17 protein-coding genes are annotated in these 17,935 nt (G+C 46.9%); 9 read left to right on the top strand and 8 right to left on the bottom strand.

Going from position 1 to position 17,935, the window contains the following annotated elements:
- Positions 1-435: 435 nt before the first annotated feature.
- The 5 genes from QZ918_RS26770 to QZ918_RS26750 form a co-directional block, all read right to left on the bottom strand.
- A complete protein-coding gene (locus QZ918_RS26770; RefSeq protein WP_293340499.1) occupies positions 436-861 on the bottom strand; it encodes a bis(5'-nucleosyl)-tetraphosphatase in 426 nt (141 codons plus the stop codon).
- 147 nt (positions 862-1,008) lie between these two features.
- Positions 1,009-1,578 carry a peptidase gene (locus QZ918_RS26765; RefSeq protein ID WP_293340496.1) on the bottom strand — a complete coding sequence of 190 codons (570 nt, stop codon included), beginning with the start codon at positions 1,576-1,578 and terminating at the stop codon, positions 1,009-1,011.
- 247 nt (positions 1,579-1,825) lie between these two features.
- Positions 1,826-2,065, bottom strand: coding sequence for a preprotein translocase subunit SecG (gene secG, locus QZ918_RS26760; protein WP_293155559.1), 240 nt, complete (start codon positions 2,063-2,065; stop codon positions 1,826-1,828).
- A 350-nt stretch (positions 2,066-2,415) separates the two neighbouring features.
- On the bottom strand, positions 2,416-4,017 hold the full coding sequence (gene gpmI / locus QZ918_RS26755) for a 2,3-bisphosphoglycerate-independent phosphoglycerate mutase (RefSeq protein ID WP_293340493.1): 1,602 nt from the start codon (positions 4,015-4,017) through the stop codon (positions 2,416-2,418).
- A 416-nt stretch (positions 4,018-4,433) separates the two neighbouring features.
- Positions 4,434-5,135 carry a retropepsin-like aspartic protease family protein gene (locus QZ918_RS26750; RefSeq protein WP_293340490.1) on the bottom strand — a complete coding sequence of 234 codons (702 nt, stop codon included), beginning with the start codon at positions 5,133-5,135 and terminating at the stop codon, positions 4,434-4,436.
- A 225-nt stretch (positions 5,136-5,360) separates the two neighbouring features.
- Here QZ918_RS26750 and QZ918_RS26745 point away from each other — a divergent pair, with 225 nt between their 5' ends.
- From QZ918_RS26745 to cax, 5 genes are all read left to right on the top strand, one after another.
- Entirely contained in the window at positions 5,361-6,878 is a 1,518-nt protein-coding gene (locus tag QZ918_RS26745) for a hypothetical protein (protein ID WP_293340487.1), read from the top strand.
- A gap of 44 nt (positions 6,879-6,922) precedes the next feature.
- Complete coding sequence (locus tag QZ918_RS26740; protein WP_293340484.1) at positions 6,923-7,660, top strand: MORN repeat-containing protein; 738 nt, start codon at positions 6,923-6,925, stop codon at positions 7,658-7,660.
- Between the two features lie 58 nt (positions 7,661-7,718).
- Positions 7,719-8,342 (top strand): DUF6391 domain-containing protein, encoded by a 624-nt coding sequence (locus tag QZ918_RS26735; RefSeq protein ID WP_293340481.1) that lies wholly within the window; start codon positions 7,719-7,721, stop codon positions 8,340-8,342.
- Positions 8,343-8,995: 653 nt separating this feature from the next.
- Positions 8,996-9,454 carry a hypothetical protein gene (locus QZ918_RS26730; RefSeq protein WP_293340478.1) on the top strand — a complete coding sequence of 153 codons (459 nt, stop codon included), beginning with the start codon at positions 8,996-8,998 and terminating at the stop codon, positions 9,452-9,454.
- 111 nt (positions 9,455-9,565) lie between these two features.
- Positions 9,566-10,657: a calcium/proton exchanger gene (gene cax / locus QZ918_RS26725; RefSeq protein WP_293340475.1), complete on the top strand. Its 1,092-nt coding sequence runs from the start codon at positions 9,566-9,568 to the stop codon at positions 10,655-10,657.
- 330 nt (positions 10,658-10,987) lie between these two features.
- Here cax and QZ918_RS26720 read toward each other — a convergent pair whose 3' ends face one another.
- Both QZ918_RS26720 and QZ918_RS26715 read right to left on the bottom strand, forming a co-directional pair.
- Positions 10,988-11,638 (bottom strand): hypothetical protein, encoded by a 651-nt coding sequence (locus QZ918_RS26720; RefSeq protein WP_293340472.1) that lies wholly within the window; start codon positions 11,636-11,638, stop codon positions 10,988-10,990.
- A gap of 465 nt (positions 11,639-12,103) precedes the next feature.
- A complete protein-coding gene (locus QZ918_RS26715) occupies positions 12,104-13,768 on the bottom strand; it encodes a DUF655 domain-containing protein (protein WP_293340470.1) in 1,665 nt (554 codons plus the stop codon).
- A gap of 190 nt (positions 13,769-13,958) precedes the next feature.
- Here QZ918_RS26715 and QZ918_RS26710 point away from each other — a divergent pair, with 190 nt between their 5' ends.
- The 4 genes from QZ918_RS26710 to QZ918_RS26695 all read left to right on the top strand — a co-directional run bounded on the left by QZ918_RS26710 (position 13,959) and on the right by QZ918_RS26695 (position 17,387).
- Positions 13,959-14,363 carry a DUF7682 family zinc-binding protein gene (locus tag QZ918_RS26710; RefSeq protein ID WP_293340469.1) on the top strand — a complete coding sequence of 135 codons (405 nt, stop codon included), beginning with the start codon at positions 13,959-13,961 and terminating at the stop codon, positions 14,361-14,363.
- A gap of 209 nt (positions 14,364-14,572) precedes the next feature.
- Complete coding sequence (locus tag QZ918_RS26705; protein ID WP_293340467.1) at positions 14,573-14,695, top strand: hypothetical protein; 123 nt, start codon at positions 14,573-14,575, stop codon at positions 14,693-14,695.
- 165 nt (positions 14,696-14,860) lie between these two features.
- Positions 14,861-16,051 carry a cysteine desulfurase family protein gene (locus QZ918_RS26700; RefSeq protein WP_293340465.1) on the top strand — a complete coding sequence of 397 codons (1,191 nt, stop codon included), beginning with the start codon at positions 14,861-14,863 and terminating at the stop codon, positions 16,049-16,051.
- A 313-nt stretch (positions 16,052-16,364) separates the two neighbouring features.
- The gene (locus QZ918_RS26695; protein WP_293340464.1) at positions 16,365-17,387 is read left to right on the top strand and encodes a tetratricopeptide repeat protein; all 1,023 of its coding nucleotides are present in this window, start codon (positions 16,365-16,367) and stop codon (positions 17,385-17,387) included.
- 329 nt (positions 17,388-17,716) lie between these two features.
- Here the strand turns inward: QZ918_RS26695 and QZ918_RS26690 are convergent.
- Positions 17,717-17,935: hypothetical protein (locus tag QZ918_RS26690; protein ID WP_293340462.1), on the bottom strand; the 219-nt coding region annotated here is incomplete at its 5' end.

Raw genomic sequence — 17,935 nt, 5'->3', positions numbered from 1 at the left:
GTTTCTCAATGACAAACCCCAAAAAATAGGTTCGTAGTGAGGACTTCAGTCCGCATCAAAATCAGAGGACTGAAGTCCTCACTACAAACCCAGAAAATAGGTTCGTAGTGAGGACTTCAGTCCGCATCTCTCATGACTAGGACTTCAGTCCGCATAAAAATTTGATTGCTTATATTATCTTTCTCTTATTTTTCCTTCCTCCCGTCCAAATACTGACACTTAAAAAACCCGGCATCACAAAATTTACCGGGTTTCTCAATGACAAACCCCAAAAAATAGGTTCGTAGTGAGGACTTCAGTCCGCATCAAAATCAGAGGACTGAAGTCCTCACTACAAACCCAGAAAATAGGTTCGTAGTGAGGACTTCAGTCCGCATTTTTCATGACTAGGACTTCAGTCCGCATCAAAATTTGATTGCTTATATTATCTTTCTCTTATTTTTCCTTCCTCCCGTCCAAATATGCCTTAACCTCCCCGAACATTTGGCGGTTTGCATCAAAAGTAATCAACTTAACAGATTCCTCAGCAGAAACCCAGGCATGATTTTGAACTTCCTCAACTTGCAAAACCACATCCATCGAATTAACAAAGCCTAAAAAATAAGTCACAGTTTTGTCAATTTCCTCGCCATCCTTAACAAAGGAATAATGTTCCGTAAAACTCGGCTCATCCAGGATTTCAAAATCCGATATACCAGTTTCCTCCGCAAATTCCCGCCTAGCCGTTTCCGCTGGAGTTTCCCCCGGATTCGCGTGACCTTTAGGAAACGCCCAATGTCCTGCTTGATGTTGAATCAACAAAAACAAACGCTCCGCTTCTTTTCCAAAGATTGGAACAATTCCAAAACATTCATCTTTCATTATTATTCTGTTTCCTATTAATTATTGTGTTTTTCAAAGGTTCGTAGTGAGGACTTCAGTCCTGTAATTTTGATGCGGACTAAAGTCCTCACTACGAACCTAAGCGAGTCGGCTGTCCTGTAATTTTGATGCGGACTAAAGTCCTCACTACGAACCTAAGCGAGTCGGCTGTTCGTAAACCCGCTTCAAAGTATTAACATCCCTCGCCGAAATAGCCGGAGGATTCCGCACCTGAGAAAAATAAAGTACATCAGTTTCCAGCAAACTGTGGCCCCAAATTCCCAATGCGTGCCCCAACTCATGCCGCGCTGTCGCCGGAATATATTTACCCACTTGATTTGGATTCAAATAAACCGCAAACCGATGAGATAAAACAGTTTTCTCCCCATCCCGACGATTGTACAACTCATAGGTAGCCTCCCCAGAGCGCGATCGCAAAAGCCCTTGACGCAAAGGCGGAGCCTGACGTAAAATTCTAATATCAGCCGCCTCGGAACTATCCACGACTTGCAAAGGCAAATAAACCCCCCATTCCCGCACAACACCCAACACCGTTGCTATCCATTCTTCAGACTTGTTCCCATCAACCGGACGCTCCACATACACCAAAATCGGGAACTTCGACCATAGCAAATGACCGACATTTGGCTGTTTAATGCGATCGAAATAATCGCCGCTATTAGTTGCATCTTGCCAATTAGCCAGGGTTGGTGGCAAAGGGTGAACCTGTGGAAGGGGCCAATTATTGGGGAGAGGAGCAAGACTCACGGCACGAGTATTAACCTGAGTCAAAATTATCAGGCTGCAACAACATAATAAAGCAAATCTCAAGCCTCCGAGCAATCGAGGCTTTATCCTAACTTTCCAGCGCATTTTTTTGACGGCAGATACACGCAAACAAACGCAGATAAATGCAAATTATATAAAGTTTATCTGCGTTCATCTGCGGTTAAAAATCCTAATCTTATAATTTAGGAGTCAACCAACCAGCACTCAAAATAATAGTCAAACCCATAAACACAATAGACAGACCCCAAGTAATCCGGTTGAGAGTTGTTTCCGCACTCTTAGCGCTCGTAAATAATTGAGCTTGTCCGCCAATCCCTCCAATGCCATCGCCTTTAGGACTGTGCAGCAAGACAAAAACTACAAGTCCTAAGGCAGACAAAGACCAGATAACTTGTAACACAGAAACTATATTCATAATTTAGGGTAATTGGTAATTAGTAATTGGCAATTCATTATCATATCAAATTTAGTCGATCGCGCACAACCGCGCTTAGAGACAGGCGACAGCCTTTTGTCGTGTCAACAATCGCCTGAAAATCTTTCTATCTCTCGTTTGTCGCCGAGGCCAGATCCCCCTAAATCCCCCTTAAAAAGGGGGACTTCGATCCATTTCTTGTCCCCCCTTGTTAAGGGGGGCTAGGCAGGGTGGTTTTATTGTCGTCACACAAATTAGGTACGTTGTTGGGCTTTAGCCCTCTTTATAAGATTAGGAAAGAGGGCTAAAGCCCAACAACGTACCTGGGCCCAAGTGTGAGCCCACACTTGCTAAAGCCGCACCCGCACCGGAGTGCGATTAGCCCGAACTTCAAATTCAGCAGCTTGAATCATAGACTTCCCAGTCATCTCTTGGGGCTGAGGCAACTTCAACAGTTCCAAAATCGTCGGCGCCACATCGGCCAAACAGCCGTCCGCCCTGAGAGCAACATCTCCTCCGTGACCTGGAATTTTCAGACCTTCGCCTTCTATTAGAATAAAGGGCACCGGGTTAGTAGTGTGAGCCGTCCAAGGATTCCCATCCTCGTCGAACATCAACTCAGCATTTCCGTGGTCAGCAATAATAATAGCCGTTCCCCCAGCTTTGGAAATCCCGGTCAACAGCCGCCCCAAACATTTATCCACAGTTTGTATCGCAATTATCGTCGCATCCACCATCCCCGTATGACCAACCATATCCGGGTTAGCGTAGTTAAGCACCACAAACGAATAAATCCGTTTGGACAAAGCCTCCAGCGCCACATCAGTCACCTCAGCCGCCGACATCTCCGGCGCCTCGTCGTAAGTCGCCACCATCGGGCTCTGCACCAACTCGCGGTCTTCCCCCTCAAAAGGCTCTTCCAGACCCCCATTAAAAAAATAAGTCACGTGAGCGTACTTTTCAGTTTCCGCTGTCCGCAACTGTCGCAAACCGTGGTTAGAAATCACCTCACCCAGAATATTGTTCAAATTCTGGGGTTCAAAAGCCACCAGTACCGACGACAGTTTGGGGTCATACTGAGTAAAACTCGCAAAAGTCAGAGGCTCAATTAACGATCGTTCAAAGCCTTTAAAATCTGGCGCTACAAAGGCCTGAGTCAACTCTCTAGCCCTGTCCGGGCGAAAATTGAAGAAAATCATCCCATCCCCGGATGCCACCGCGCCGGGGGCAATGCGAGTCGGAACTGCAAACTCGTCGGTCACTCCGACCGCATAGGAGGCCTGCAACACATCAACTGCCGATCGACCGTCAGGTGCGCTCTCAACCGTCATTACCTCATAAGCGCGGCTCACCCGATCCCAGCGTTTGTCTCTGTCCATCGCGTAATAGCGGCCGCTGATGGTAGCAATCCGACCCACTCCTACCTGTTTGATATAACCTTCTATCTTGCTGAGAGCTTCTACACCATCTTTCGGAGTAGTATCGCGGCCGTCTGTAATCGCGTGGATGCAAACTTCAGAAATTCCCTGTGCTTTTGCTAGCTGTAGCAAACCCAAAATGTGACTCAGGTGCGAGTGTACCCCACCCTCGGAACAAAGACCGGTCAGGTGTAACTTGCCGCCCCGATGGCGCACTTCCTCGCAAAGTTTAACCAGCGCCCCGTTGTCGAGCAAAGAACCGTCTTCGACAGCATCCGAGATTCGCACTAACTCTTGAGGAACCACCCGGCCGGCGCCCAGATTTAAGTGACCGACTTCCGAGTTGCCCATTTGCCCGTCTGGAAGCCCTACCGCCCGACCTGATGTGTTAATCAGAGTTCTGGGATAAGCTGCCCAGAGACTGTCCATCACGGGTGTTTTCGCCTGTGCGATCGCATTTCCGTCTTTTTCTTCACGATAACCCCAGCCATCTAGAATAATCAGCACTACAGGAGATACAGACGTTTGTGCCATGCCAATACCCTATTTACAATAATTAATTTCTCGATCGTCATTATTGCCGATTTTGCGGAACATCTTCCGCTCATAGATTTTGTACAGCGGCTCAACAACGCTAACAATAATTCCCCAGCTACAGCATTTTGGGAACTAATTTTCACCCGATCGGCAAATTGTCTAATTGATTGCCTTGCCTTGAACTGTTAATCCACCGTTGGAGGCTGTTACTCGATAGTGCCAACACTGACCGTGCTTTGACAGCCGGATTTTGCCGGATTGTTCAACGGTCAACTTATCGGTAAACACTCAAAACAATACCACACTCGCCGACATTTGGCTAGTTCCTGAAGAAATAAATTAAACAGCCTTGACCGGGCTGCGAATAACTTTACAGTATGCGAATAATAATTGCTTTCTGAATTGGCTCAGTTTCAGCGAACATAAAACTCTACAACATCTTTTTTGATTTTCACATCGTAATTGCCAAAGAAATCGTGACCGAGGAGACCAATTTCCATTTGTTTGGCGATCGCCACTTCGACATTTTGGATTGCAGCACCCCCAACCCGAATCGATCGCACCACACCAATGGGGAACTCGACAATACTGCCGTCAGCGATCCCCGCTCTCCCAGTGCCGACTTGCCTCACTCCCAGTGCAGTAGCCATCCGCTGAGTAATTAAAGTGCCGCTGGCCCCGGTATCGACAATCATTTCAAAAGTCTTGTTACCGTTAAATACCACATCAATCACAGGTGTCCCACCCGCGCGGCGCTTGATTTTAGCTTGAAATACCTTTTGATTCCCACTAGGGGCAGGTTGATTGGCTGGCGGTTGGGCACCAGGATTTGAGGTGCCCCGGCGAAACTGAGAATACACATTGCCACTTCTGGCTTCTGAGGCTGCTGTGAAAGTGCGATTCCCTACCCTTCGGGAACCCCTTCGGGGAACGGGATAGCTCCGCTTCACGATCTGGTGGGAAGTTGCAAGTGGCACCAATGCCATCACCTTTGTTTCTGGCTGATGTGAACGAGCATTCACATTGCCACTTCCCACCGATCCCAGACCTACCAAAATAGCCACAGAAACAATGCCCGATCGCCAAATCCGTTGGATAATCACTTTTGCCACCATAACCATGCCCTAATTAGTTAAATATTTACAAGAACCACCACCATTGATATCCTAACCTGCTCCTGAAAACCCAGGGCCCGCCTCAATATCAAATCGTCCGGAAAACTTGGCAATTTAAAAGCGATCGCATACCATCAAACCAGGTAAACTGAAAAGCGGCAAATGGCAGCAACTGCAATTGCCATTTGGATCACTTAAAAGTCAGGCGTTTGGGGACGATCGGTAATGCGTAAACTTTTATATTTTGCAACTATAGGAATGCTGGCTTTCTCGATCGGGGGATGCGGCGACGGGGGTGGCGACACAGCCAGTCCCACTCCTAGTCCTACTATCAGTCCCGGTGCCACACCAGGGGCACCAGCAGCCAACGCTCCCGGAACGACCGGGGGTGTGGCAAGTCCCACACCAGGAGCTCAGACATTCCCCTCTCCAGTAGTAGCGGCCCAGCCCCCCGGCTTGATCCGATCGACAAACCCTGACGATCGCGCCAGACAAGCTCAAGCAGACATTGATGGCAAAAAGACAGCCCCAAGGGCAATTCCACAGACATCTGTCCCCGGCCAAGCAAATGACCCATTCTCAGTCCTTCCCCCTCAACCACTCAAAACAGACGGTGGCGGGACAGCGGGCAACGAACTCCCCAACCTCCCAGTCAGACAAGTTCCAAGTCTGCCCAAGCTGCCAGACGAGAGAAACCCAGCTCGGTGGACGCCAGTACCGGGATCGAAAAGGGCACCGGGGGGCGGCACAGTTGCCCAACTTCCCCAACCTCAAAGCCCCGCACAGGTGTCAAGTCTTCCCAACCTGCCCCTAACCCCCATACCCCAATGGCGGGCGCCAATTTCAGCGCGTCCCCAAGCAGCTCCCGGACGCCCCGGAGCGAGACCAGGAGGCTCCCCAAACGTCGCAGGAAATCCGGCATCAATACCGGGAATACCCTCTATACCGGGAAGCCCAACAGGCACCACCGGCGGCACCGGCACCAGACCAGGACGCCCAGGATCCAGACCAGCAGGTGCCCCAAACGTCGCGGGAAATCCGGCATCAATACCGGGATTGCCTTCTGTACCGGGGTTCCCAACAGGCACCACTGGCGGCACCGGTACCAGACCAGGACGCCCAGGATCCAGACCAGCAGGTTCCCCAGACATAGCAGGAGCTCCGGCATCATCAATACCGGGAGTTCCCTCTATACCGGGCTTCCCAAGAGGCACGACGGCAAGCCCCCAAGGGACGCGACGACCAGCAGCAACACCGGGACGACCGGCCGCGACACCGGGACGACCAGCCGCGACACCGGGACGCCCGCCAGCGATCGCCGCCCGCCCGCCCGGCCCACCACGCCCTCCCAACATTCCCAACATCGCCACCAGAGAATTGCCCGGTCTGCCCAAGCTGCCGGAATTAACACCGCCGCCATCGTGGCAAGACCCGAATCCACCACCACCCCCCGCACCCCCCGCACCACCACCGCCACCGCCTTCGACAGACAATGCCAAAGGAGTTGAAGTTAGTGGCGTAGTTAGAGTTGGTAATGACATACTGGTAATTGTGAAAGCACCTAACGAGCCAACAAGTCGATATATCAAAGTAGGACAGCGGGTTGCTAGCGGGCAGGTGCTAATCAAACGGGTTGATTTCAAATCAGGAGCCGATCCGATTGTGGTTCTAGAAGAAAACGGTGTAGAGGTTTCTAAAATTGTGGGAGAAAAATCTCCCCGAGTTGCCCAGAACCCAATTTAATGCAAAATTTAGCTCAATCCTTAGAAAAAAAATTGAGAACCGTCATGCTTCGCTCAATTAAACAACTCGGAATATTCATGTTGGTTGGCACGGGGGTAGGATACCTCTCGCTGCTAGCCAATACTAAATCGTCATTGGCGGCGCCAGCAGCAGAACAAAAGCGCCCTCCGGTTTGCGAAGGCTCTCCCCCGAACGGTAGAGTCAAGTGCAACTACGAAAATGGCGACAATTATGAAGGAACTTTCGTCAACGGCAGACCTCAGGGACAAGGAATATACGTATACTCCAAGGGCGATCGCTACGAAGGACAGTTTCGTAACGGGGTTCCCAACGGTCAAGGCACATTCCTGTTCGCTAACGATGACCGCATGGTAGGAGAGTTCCGCAACGGTCTGATCGTTAGGGGAGAAGCTATTTTTGCCACGGGCGATCGCTACAGAGGAACATTTGAAATTGTTCAACAAGTAGGTGGCAGCGCTCCAAGCAGTCAGCCGCACGGTCAAGGGCAATTTATCTTTGCCACGGGCGATCGCTACGCCGGACAATTTTTCGCCGGAAACCCATTTGGTCGGGGAGTGTTTACTCGATCGGACGGCACTCGCTGCGACGGTCAGTTTTTCAACGAAAAGCTAGACGGTAAAGGTAGTTGCAGTTTCCCCAACGGCGTTCGCTACGAAGGCGAATTTCGCAAGGGATTGCCTCACGGTAGAGGCGTAATTACAGATGCTAAAGGTAGACGCTTTTCTGGAGAGTTTCGCGCAGGCAAGCGCGTTCAACCGTGAATCTCGCTGTTAAAAGCTGTTAAAATTTGCGATCGGACATTAGTGGAGGCCTTTTGACATGACGACAAATGCTGCTTCTAGTTCTGGGCACGCCAGCCAAATTCCTTTTGACTTTGCCCCGCAGCGGAATCAAGATGCTGACTTGTTAAGACAGCTAGATTTTGTTCCGGGTTTGAAGGAAATCTTGACTTTGCGCCAAGTTCATGCATTGGAACACGCTACGGTTTGGGTACTCAGCCAATCTGGCGGTACGCCGACAGCAAGAGCGGATAATCAGTTATTGGGCGGAATGTCCACTGACCAAGGATTTTATCTGTACGGCCGCGTTAACATTGCACAGTTGCGTCATGCAGTGCAATTAGCTTTGCAGCGGATTGCCAGCGGAGAGTGGGATTTAGCCGTACATCCCCGCTGCGGCACCAACTTGTCGGTGGCGATGCTGCTGACTGCTGGACTTGCTGTCGGCATCAATTTAGCTCTGCCGAAGGGGCCCATTCTGCAACTTTTGGGTTTGGGTGCGGCGGCGGCTACAGCAGCTCAGTTAGCTCCCGATGTGGGAGCTCTGGCTCAGCGTTACGTCACAACTGCTATTCCGTTTAATTTGAGTATTGTTGATATTTCTGTCACTCAGGACTTCTGGGGACGGGAAGCTCATTTTGTGCGCGTGCGTTGGGTTGAATAGCTGCGACGGCAAGGGAGAGGTTCAACAGTTGACAGTTGACAGTTGACAGTTGACAGTTGACCATGGGAGAGCGACCTCTACCTAGAAGGAAGAGGATTGAAGTAATGAATAGTCTGATTCTAATTTCTCCCGCTCCGGGAGAGGCTTTCAACCAATTCTTTCTGGTAAATCTTCATTTTTCCTTTGTCGTTCTTCCTTTTTCCTTTTTCACTGCTTGATGCAAGTGTCACAATAAATATTTTTTGGGTACGTTGTTGGGAAAAGAGCGCTCTTTTTCTAAAAACGTACCTTTTTTAATGTGCCATCTGCTTTGTTCATTCTGTCTTTTTCATTCTTCTTTCTGCTATATCATTTGTATTATCTTTTTTATCAGGTAGATGAGACATAATTCGTAAATGCAGTTTTTAGGGGCGTAACTTGCTAAGTAATAAATCTAAGAAGGGCTAAAGCCCAACAACGTACCTAATTTTTAGAATGAGGAAAAATATATTTTTTTATATTTATATAAATTTGTATGATATTCAATTTTATTTTTCACAATCAAGGCGTCAGCTATGAAAAGCTCGGATTGATTTCTGAGGCGACTTGCCAGAAGAGAGCAGCATCAGGTAAAATTGCTTGTTAGAATTTTTAGATCAAAAGTCAATCAAAAAATGTGCAAACTAGCGATCGACAAAACCAGTCTAGCAAGCCTGCTGGCTGTCACCTTAGCCCTAGCAGGCAACAGCTTTTTACCTTTGGGTGACAATGCGAGTTTTGCGAGGGAAATTGCCCAAGCTAACGAACCAGAAAGAGTTCCAGACGGCAAGATGGTTCCCGTTAATGGCAAAGCTAATGTGAGATTAACGAATAAAACCAGCGATCGACTATTTTATCAAGTAGTTGGACAAACTAACCGCCGCACCTTAGCCGAAAATTCAACAGTCGCGCTGCAAGCATTGACACTACCTGCATCCATTGTATTTAGGCGACTAGACGGCGCATTCTTGAAAGCGAGTTTAAAACCGGTTGGTGAAGGCACAGTAGAAGTAAGATTAGACGAGACAAATGATTTAGGTTTGGATAAAAGATCTTTAAGCATTCGGAATGATGGTGCACTGTTTCTCCGATAACACGGCGCTTGAAACAGCCCGGTCTTCTTATCCCAAGCGTATTGATATAAAATCAATTTGGCGATCGCCCTGGCAACTCGAACTCACCTTCAATACACCATCCGAATCCCTATGTCAATCAAAAAAATTCTTTCCATAGCCCTGTTAATTTTCATCCCCATTTCCATCGCGGCCGAATATTTGCACTGGGGTTCCCTGGTAGTTTTCATCACATCCGCCCTAGGCATTATACCTCTGGCGATTTGGTTGAGCACAGCAACAGAAGAAGTGGCGATCGTCACAGGGCCATCTATCGGCGGCTTATTAAATGCAGTCTTCGGGAATGCTACGGAATTAATTATTGCCATAGTTGCCCTAAAAGCCGGTTTAATTGACATTGTGAAAGCCAGCATCACCGGCACAATTATCAGCAACTTGCTCTTGGTTATGGGATTTTCCATGCTGCTAGGGGGAATCCGCTACAAAGAACAAGAATTTAAGCCAATTATCGCGCGGGTGAACGGTTCCACCATGACTCTAGCAGTGATTGCGATTCTGCTGCCGACGATGGTAATTTACACGTCGAATGGAGTGGAACCCTCAGCCATTCAGAATCTTTCGTTGATAACTGCGATCGTCCTAATTGCAGTTTACGCACTAACGCTGCTATTTTCCTTAAAAACTCACAGCTATCTTTACGATGTCGGCATACTGGAGTTAGAAGGTTCTGAAAATGCCGATGAATCAACTGCACACAAACCGAATTTGTGGCTGTGGCTGGGCGTGCTAGTCGTCTCAACTGTTGCCGTTGCTTTTGAATCAGAAATTTTCGTGGGCGTTGTCGAAGAAACTACCAAAGGATTGGGATTGACACCGCTGTTTACAGGTGTAATTTTGTTGCCGATTGTGGGCGGTGCGGCGGAATACGTAACGGCGGTGGGAGTGGCGATGAAAAATAATATGGATTTGTCAGTTTCCGTGGCGATGGGTTCGAGTTTGCTAGTTGCTTTGCTGGTTGCGCCGGTGTTGGTGATTATCGGTATGGTGATTCATCAGCCGATGGATTTAAACTTTAGTCCGTTTGAAGTGGTTGGAGTTGCAATAGCCGTGACAATCGCTAATCTAATTAGTCTCGACGGGCGATCGAATTGGCTGGAAGGAGTGCTGCTTTTAGCAACATATACCGTGTTGGGCGCAGCATTTTACTTTCACCCTGTTACTTGAACCAGGTTGGTAGTGAGGACTTTAGTCCTAATAAAATAGGTTGCTAGTCAGGACTTTAGTCTTTGCTGCTAATTGGCTAAAGAAAGGACTGAAGTCCTTACTACGAACCTCGGGAATAAAGGACTGAAGTCCTTACTACGAACCTCGGGAATAAAGGACTGAAGTCCTTACTACGAACCTCGGGAATAAAGGACTGAAGTCCTTACTACGAACCTCGGGAAGAAAGGACTGAAGTCCTTACTACGAACCTCGGGAAGAAAGGACTGAAGTCCTTACTACGAACCTCGGGAAGAAAGGACTGAAGTCCTTACTACGAACCGGCAGGAATTACTACGGACAGCGACACTCTTGAACAGTAACACACTCTATTCTGCAACTTTTTCCTTTGCGCCTCCTCTCGCGACAATCAGAAGCATCCTGACATTGTGAGGTGACTTTGTTCTCACAAATTTGCTGGCGGGGAAAAGTACCTAAATTTTGTACAGAAACTTGAGCGGTAAGCGCACCCTGTTCTATAACTTGGTTATTTTCTTTGATTTCATAGGCAAATTTATTTTCGCCCTCTAAAACCGAAAAAGTTCTTGTTTTGTGACTGTTTGCTAACTTAAATCCAAAACTTTCGGAAGACTCACCTTTGTCATAACTTCTATCCGTGTAAGGATAGGGGTTAGTTTCCATGCCATCGGTTACATTTTTAATCAGCACTCTTCTGTTAGGGCCGGGGGGAGTCTTGCTGGAAACAAATCGAGCGCTTTGCGAATCAGGGGAGATGCCACTCCCGGGACACTGGCCTACGTATTCAACGCGCTTAAATTGAATCAGGTTAATATTAAAACTGTTTTCGTTTTTTACTCGAAATTGTGCTTCGCTAGTCTGCTGGGCGCTGACTGTGAAAGCTGCTAGCGTCACAAAAATTGTACCAATGAAAATAGCTAATAATTTCTTTGGTTGCTGGCCAGTAAAATAGCTGTGGCGTTTCATCTTTTTATATCTCCAATGTGAAAAAAGCGCATTTTATTTGAATGCAAGTTTAACGAGAAAGCCTATCTGTTGTCAAAATAGATAAAATAGGTTTGTAGTGAGGACTTTAGTCCTTCCTCCTCAATCTCGACACAAATCAATAACGCATTTTATTTGAATGCAAGTTTAACTAGAAAGCCTATCTATTGTCAAGATCGATAAAATAGGTTTGTAGTGAGGACTTTAGTCCTTCCTGCTTAGTCTCGACACAAATGAATGAAGTATTATGGTGCAATACCGTTTACTTAAGACAGCCCTGGGGGTAAACCGCTATCAAAAATAGATACGGAGATTGCTTTCATAAAAGATCGCGAAAGAAGAGCGTTCCTAGCAATGAACATTTTAAGTAAACCGTATTGTATTATGGTGCGTCAGCTCGGAGTTTATAGATGATTAATTAGATTACTGTAACTGACGCACCCTACTTTAAAATTTTACTCGATCGCGCCACTTGTCTACTGTCTTGTTTGTGACTCCTGGCAACTTTTCGACATCCTCCCAAGACTTAAAAGGGTTCTTTTCCCGCGCTGCAATAATTTTCTCGGCTAACTTGGGGCCAACTCCTGGCAAAGTTTCTAATTCTTCCTGAGTCGCGCTATTCAAATTAATTAACTTTTTAGGGGCAACAATTTGGGGTTGAGTATTCGCAGATTTGGATGCTGCTTGTACTGATTTACACTCTTTTTGCTTGGCGTCAATTTTCTGTTTGATTCGGGCGGGAATTCCCAAGATTGCACCTTTGTAAAGCCGATCGAACTCCCGCTCAAAATGGGCCCCAACTGTCGGGCTGTCGATCGCCAATAATGTCTCATCATTCCCGTGATTTGCAGCCTCAGTCCAGTTGTGAGAGCCTGTAAGCACGGTATTTCCATCTATAATGCCGAATTTGTGGTGCAGGCGATCGCCCATTGGTAACTGCGGCACTCCCACTGTCGTCAACGGCTTTCTCCACGGGCGATTGTCAGATTCTAAGCTGCAATCTTGCATAAAAGTCGCCCCCATCATGTCTAAACCTTCGCTGTAAGGGCGATAAATGAAATTTGAGTCAATCAAAGCTCGCACCGCTACACCGCGCCTAGATTCAAGTTCTAGAGTATTTGACAACCGCTGCGCCGAAAATACAAACAGTGCCAAATTAACAGATTTTTTTGCCTTTGCTAAAGTGCGATTTATCAAACTGTTAACGCTTTGTTCCCAAGGTAAAGTCGCACTTGTTGGTGAAAATTGCACGGCAATATTTGCATTGCCAACTCTCACTTTTTGCACTTGACGAAACGGCTTTTTGATGCCAAATTTGCTATCCGGTTTACCACCGGGCCCGTCGCCCCACATGATGTTAAATTCTTGAGTAAAGATTTGCGCTAATTGAGGGCTGTCTATTTTTAGCAGATTGTTGGCATTGCCGCGACTTGCTGCTGTCTTGAAATCTCCGTGGATATCGCTGGTGGTAAAATTAGCCGAAGTGACGATGACTTTTTTGCCGTCAATTACTACAAATTTGTGGTGCATCAAACCGCTGCCTTTACTTCCGTCAGCAGTATCGTCAATGACAGGAATCCCCGCATCCCGGACAATTACCAAAGCATCGTTTTGCTTGATTTCCTCGGCACTCAATTTACCGTCTTTATTGATATCGGCGAGTTGCAGAAATTCGCTGTAGCGATCGCGCTCTCGTTCCGGTAACTTTGCCAACTCCTGGGTTGTATAATCGCTCCAAGGGCGATTGTACAGATGTTCGACAATTAATCTGACTTTAATTCCAGTGCGCGCGCGATCGGCTAACCTTCGCGCAATACCGGGTAACCGAAACTCCTGAACCGCTACATCTACGGTCGATTCGGCACTTGCTACAGCCTCGGCGATTAACTTTTCTAAATCGTCTCCAGGTCTAGTTTGTGCGCGGTAGGGCTCTGTATAACTCGAAGTGAGTGACTGATTGAAGTATACTTGCAACAAGGGGTCTTGAGGCAGCGGAGCGAGAGTGGGAGGTAAATTCTGCACGTCCTGCTTTGCTTGTCCGCAAGCCGCTAGGGCGATCGCTAGCATTCCAACACAACACAAACCTGGTAAATTATAATAAAGTACATTCACAAAATTTAAAATTTTATTGAGGTCATCAGTCTATTCAGAGTGGAAAGATATTGGATCGAGGAAAGTTAAAACTATTAAATTTATGACAGGGATTAGATTTTGCGTCTTGTAGAACTGCCTCGATGCCGGAAGCATCACTGGTAGGGTAGCAGCATTCAGGGGCGTGGGTCAAACCCGATACTGATGCTTTATGGGTAAAAGAAAAACAATTTTTGATTGTGGTCACAGGGGATATGGTAAAGCGTGCCATCGCTGCACGCAAGAGTTGATAGCGCAACAGCAATCAGTTGAACTGCTGGCCGAAAAACAAACCCAAAAACAAGAGAAGGAAGCATCATTTGCTAGAGATCTCATCGATCTCAGAGGTCTGCCGGATCATGTAGTTACTAAAGCTCGCGCTATTATAGCAGCTTTGAGCGAAAATAAGAATTACAGAGATTTTGGCGGCAAACGCCTGCGTCACAACCGCTGGATTGTGAGTATTCCTGTAACCCGCAACTACAGAATGCTTTGTGAAGATTGCGGCACTTTCTTAATTCCCCAAAAAGTCTTGTCCCACGAAGACTACAATGTATGCAAACCTGGGAGTCATTAGTCAGTTGACAGTTGACAGTTGACAGTTGACAGTTGACAGTTGTTATCAGTCATAATTTAAGAATCATGAGTCATATCGTTTCCGGTTGCATCGGAATGATTTAACCGCAGAGAACACAGAGAACACAGAGGGAGATAAGAGAGATGAATACAGGACAATGAAGAGCGGATTTGATATCATAAGTCAATAATCATTTATGCCTTTAGGAAATGTCTGCCAACCAGGAAGTCATTAGTCAGTTTGCAGTTATTAGTTGGCAATTGGCCGTTGCGATCGGTCATAATTTAAGAATCATGAGTCATATCGTTTTTGGTTGCATCGGAATGATTTAACCGCAGAGAACACAGAGAACACAGAGGGAGATAAGAGAGATGAATACAGGACGATGAAAAGCGGATTTGATATCATAAGTCAATAATCATTTATGCCTTTAGGATAAGTGCCTGATTCATTAGGTAGTCAATCATTCATTATTAGTTCGTCATTTAATTAAACCAATGCAAATTTACCTCGACTATAGCGCTACAACGCCGACACGCCCAGAAGCAATTGATGCTATGCAAAAAGCCCTAACTCAACAGTGGGGAAATCCTTCTAGCTTGCACGAGTGGGGACAAAGGGCGGCGACTGCTTTGGAATTAGCCAGAATGCAAGTTGCTGGGCTGATTAACGCGCTACCGGAATCGATGATTTTTACTTCGGGCGGCACTGAAGCGGATAATTTAGCAATTATGGGAGTTGCGCGTCTTTATACGAAGCCGCAGCATATCATTATTTCTAGTGTTGAACATTCTGCGGTATCAGAACCGGTGCGACAACTCGAACAATTGGGATGGGAAGTAACGCGATTACCAGTAGATAAATATGGGCGAATTCATCCTTTGGATTTGCAAGCATCGCTGCGATCGCACACGGTGCTAATTTCCATCATCTACGGACAAAGCGAAGTTGGTACACTGCAACCCATAGAAGCATTATCGCAAATTGCGCGCGATCGCAATATCCTATTCCATACCGATGCAGTTCAAGTTGCCGGTAAATTGCCGATTGACGTGCAAAAACTGCCCGTAGACTTGCTTTCGCTTTCGAGTCACAAACTTTATGGGCCGCAAGGTGCAGGGGCGCTGTACGTGCGTCCAGGACTAGAATTGGTGCCAATGTTCGGGGGGGGCGGACAAGAGTTGAAACTGCGTTCTGGGACGCAAGCACTGCCCGCTATCGTCGGTTTTGGAGTGGCGGCGGAGTTGGCTGTGCAGGAAATGGATGTGGAAACGCCGAGATTGATTGGATTGCGCGATCGACTTTTTGACGGATTAGCTGACATACCCAGTTTAGTCCCAACGGGCGATCGATATTACCGACTGCCGCACCACACCAGTTTTTGTATTGTCTCCCCATCCTGTCGCCCTTACCAAAAGAGAGATACAGAGAGAATTACAGGTAAAACTATCGTGAGACAGCTAAATTTAGCCGGAATTGGTATTAGTTCCGGTGCGGCTTGCAGCAGCGGCAAACTAACACCCAGTCCGATATTATTGGCAATGGGATATGACTCCATCGGCGCGGTTGGTGGAATTCGCTTGACACTGGGACGCGAAACCACTGAAGCTGATATTGATTGGACGGTAATTGCGATCGCACAAATCTTAGATAGATTAATGCCCAAGGTAGCATTGTGTAGGAATTAGAAAACCCGGCGGTTGAAGATTAGGCGGTTAGAAACCCGGCGGTTGGAAACTTCTGGCCACCCACCGACAATCTAAGAAACCTGGTTTTTACCCATATCTTCGCCTCCCATCAAATATTCTCGTAAAAACCCGGTTTCTGGCCACCCACCGACAATCTAAGAAACCTGGTTTTTACCGATATCTTCGCCTTCCATCAAATATCCTCGCAAAAACCCGGTTTCTGGCCACCCACCGACAATTCAAGAAACCTTTCTCGCTCCCAAACCCCCAACCATGATAAAATAAACCCGATATTATTCACAACTCCCCAACAATGGAAGAAAGCCGCGCCCAAGCCTACCTAGAACTAATTCACACCCTGCTGAATTGCCCCAACGGCGAAGAACCCCAGATATTACAAGATAACTTAGAATTGTTGGATGTCGAATTTCTGGAAACCTGCGAGTTGGTAGCCGAAAAAATGGCACAGCAAGGAGGACAAAACGGCGCTAATTTCCTGCGAAATCTAATCGACCAGTTAGCACAATTAATCGATATCAACGATGGCGATAACTCCGCAGGTGAAAATCCCCAAGAGTATGCAAACTTTATTCTAGAATTATTGCAAGCCGAAGATGGTAGCAATAGCAATGCAGCAGTAATTTACCCGATGCTAGCCGAACGAAAACATCTCCTCAATGCTCGTTTTTCGGAGATTTTAGAGCAAGTAATGGAGAGGTTAGTTGGTGGGGAAAATGCCCAAACTATTGATTCAATTGTTAGCCTCGTTGAAGACTTGACCATTAATATTAGTAATTTTTCCGGTGGGAATAGGGCGAATAATATTGAAATTGCCATTGCCGCTTATCAACTTGTTTTAAATAATCGGCAACCGGGAAGCGAAAAGTTTGCTCAAACTCAAAACAACTTAGCTGCTGCCTATATTACCAGAATCAAGGGTTCGCGGGCTGAAAATGTGGAAATGGCGATCGCCCTTTATGGCTCTGCTTTAACAGTCTACACCCTTGAGGCTTTCCCGGAAGATTGGGCAATGGCTCAAAATAACCTAGCTGCTGCTTACGCTAACAGAATCAACGGTTCGCGGGATGAAAATATCGATCGCGCGATCGCATTTTTTGAGGCTGCTTTAACTGTTCGTACCCCCGAACAGTTTCCCGAAGATTGGGCAATGATTCAATATAACCTAGGTAATGCCCATAATGACAGAATCAACGGTTCACGGGATGAAAATTTGGCAAAGGCGCGATCGTTTTATGAGGCAGCATCAACAGTATATACCCGTGAGGCTTTCCCTGAATATTGGGCAATGATTCAAAAGAAGCTGGGTAATTCCTAAAGTGAGGCTGCTTTAACAATCTCAGAAACCGGGTTCTTTCCGATATCTTCGCCTCCCATCGAATATCTTCGTAAAAACCCGGTTTCTCGCCACCCATCCAAAACCAAAATCTCGTAGGGGCGGGTTCACCAACAATAATTGCCACCAAATAAACAATCTCAAAAACCCGCCCCCACCCAACCAACAATCATCATTTACATTCTGGCGATGTGATGCAAGTTTTAGGTTGACGTGGGTTATCGGTGGTGTGGGGGCGGGTTTATTTAGATGATTGATAATTGTTATATATGGTTGGTGAACCCGCCCCTACAAAATATCGTAAAATAATGCTAAAATAGAACATTTTTTCCAATATCTTCGCCTCCCATCGAATATCTTTGCAAAAACCGGGTTTCTCGCCACCCATCCAAAACCAAAATCTCGTAGATACTGTCTCGATCTGTCAAGGGGTAGCAAGTAAATAAGTTGGATCGAAAGGCTTTTGGGACTTTAAAATCCCAAAAGCCAAATGCACCAACTTCCTCATAAGCGCACCAATTACCTGCATT

The sequence above is a fragment of the Microcoleus sp. CAWBG58 genome, from assembly GCF_020883045.1.
GTDB lineage: Bacteria > Cyanobacteriota > Cyanobacteriia > Cyanobacteriales > Microcoleaceae > Microcoleus.
This window is presented reverse-complemented; position numbering and strand designations above follow the sequence as displayed.

Bases quoted from the DNA above. Each gene is read 5' to 3' on its own strand.
- QZ918_RS26770 (WP_293340499.1), bottom strand. From the start codon at position 861: ATGAAAGATGAATGTTTTGGAATTGTTCCAATCTTTGGAAAAGAAGCG.
- QZ918_RS26730 (WP_293340478.1), top strand. From the start codon at position 8,996: ATGTGCAAACTAGCGATCGACAAAACCAGTCTAGCAAGCCTGCTGGCT.
- QZ918_RS26695 (WP_293340464.1), top strand. From the start codon at position 16,365: ATGGAAGAAAGCCGCGCCCAAGCCTACCTAGAACTAATTCACACCCTG.
- gpmI (WP_293340493.1), bottom strand. From the start codon at position 4,017: ATGGCACAAACGTCTGTATCTCCTGTAGTGCTGATTATTCTAGATGGC.
- secG (WP_293155559.1), bottom strand. From the start codon at position 2,065: ATGAATATAGTTTCTGTGTTACAAGTTATCTGGTCTTTGTCTGCCTTA.
- QZ918_RS26735 (WP_293340481.1), top strand. From the start codon at position 7,719: ATGACGACAAATGCTGCTTCTAGTTCTGGGCACGCCAGCCAAATTCCT.
- cax (WP_293340475.1), top strand. From the start codon at position 9,566: ATGTCAATCAAAAAAATTCTTTCCATAGCCCTGTTAATTTTCATCCCC.
- QZ918_RS26705 (WP_293340467.1), top strand. From the start codon at position 14,573: ATGTCTGCCAACCAGGAAGTCATTAGTCAGTTTGCAGTTATTAGTTGG.
- QZ918_RS26750 (WP_293340490.1), bottom strand. From the start codon at position 5,135: ATGGTGGCAAAAGTGATTATCCAACGGATTTGGCGATCGGGCATTGTT.
- QZ918_RS26740 (WP_293340484.1), top strand. From the start codon at position 6,923: ATGCTTCGCTCAATTAAACAACTCGGAATATTCATGTTGGTTGGCACG.
- QZ918_RS26710 (WP_293340469.1), top strand. From the start codon at position 13,959: ATGGGTAAAAGAAAAACAATTTTTGATTGTGGTCACAGGGGATATGGT.
- QZ918_RS26720 (WP_293340472.1), bottom strand. From the start codon at position 11,638: ATGAAACGCCACAGCTATTTTACTGGCCAGCAACCAAAGAAATTATTA.
- QZ918_RS26745 (WP_293340487.1), top strand. From the start codon at position 5,361: ATGCGTAAACTTTTATATTTTGCAACTATAGGAATGCTGGCTTTCTCG.
- QZ918_RS26700 (WP_293340465.1), top strand. From the start codon at position 14,861: ATGCAAATTTACCTCGACTATAGCGCTACAACGCCGACACGCCCAGAA.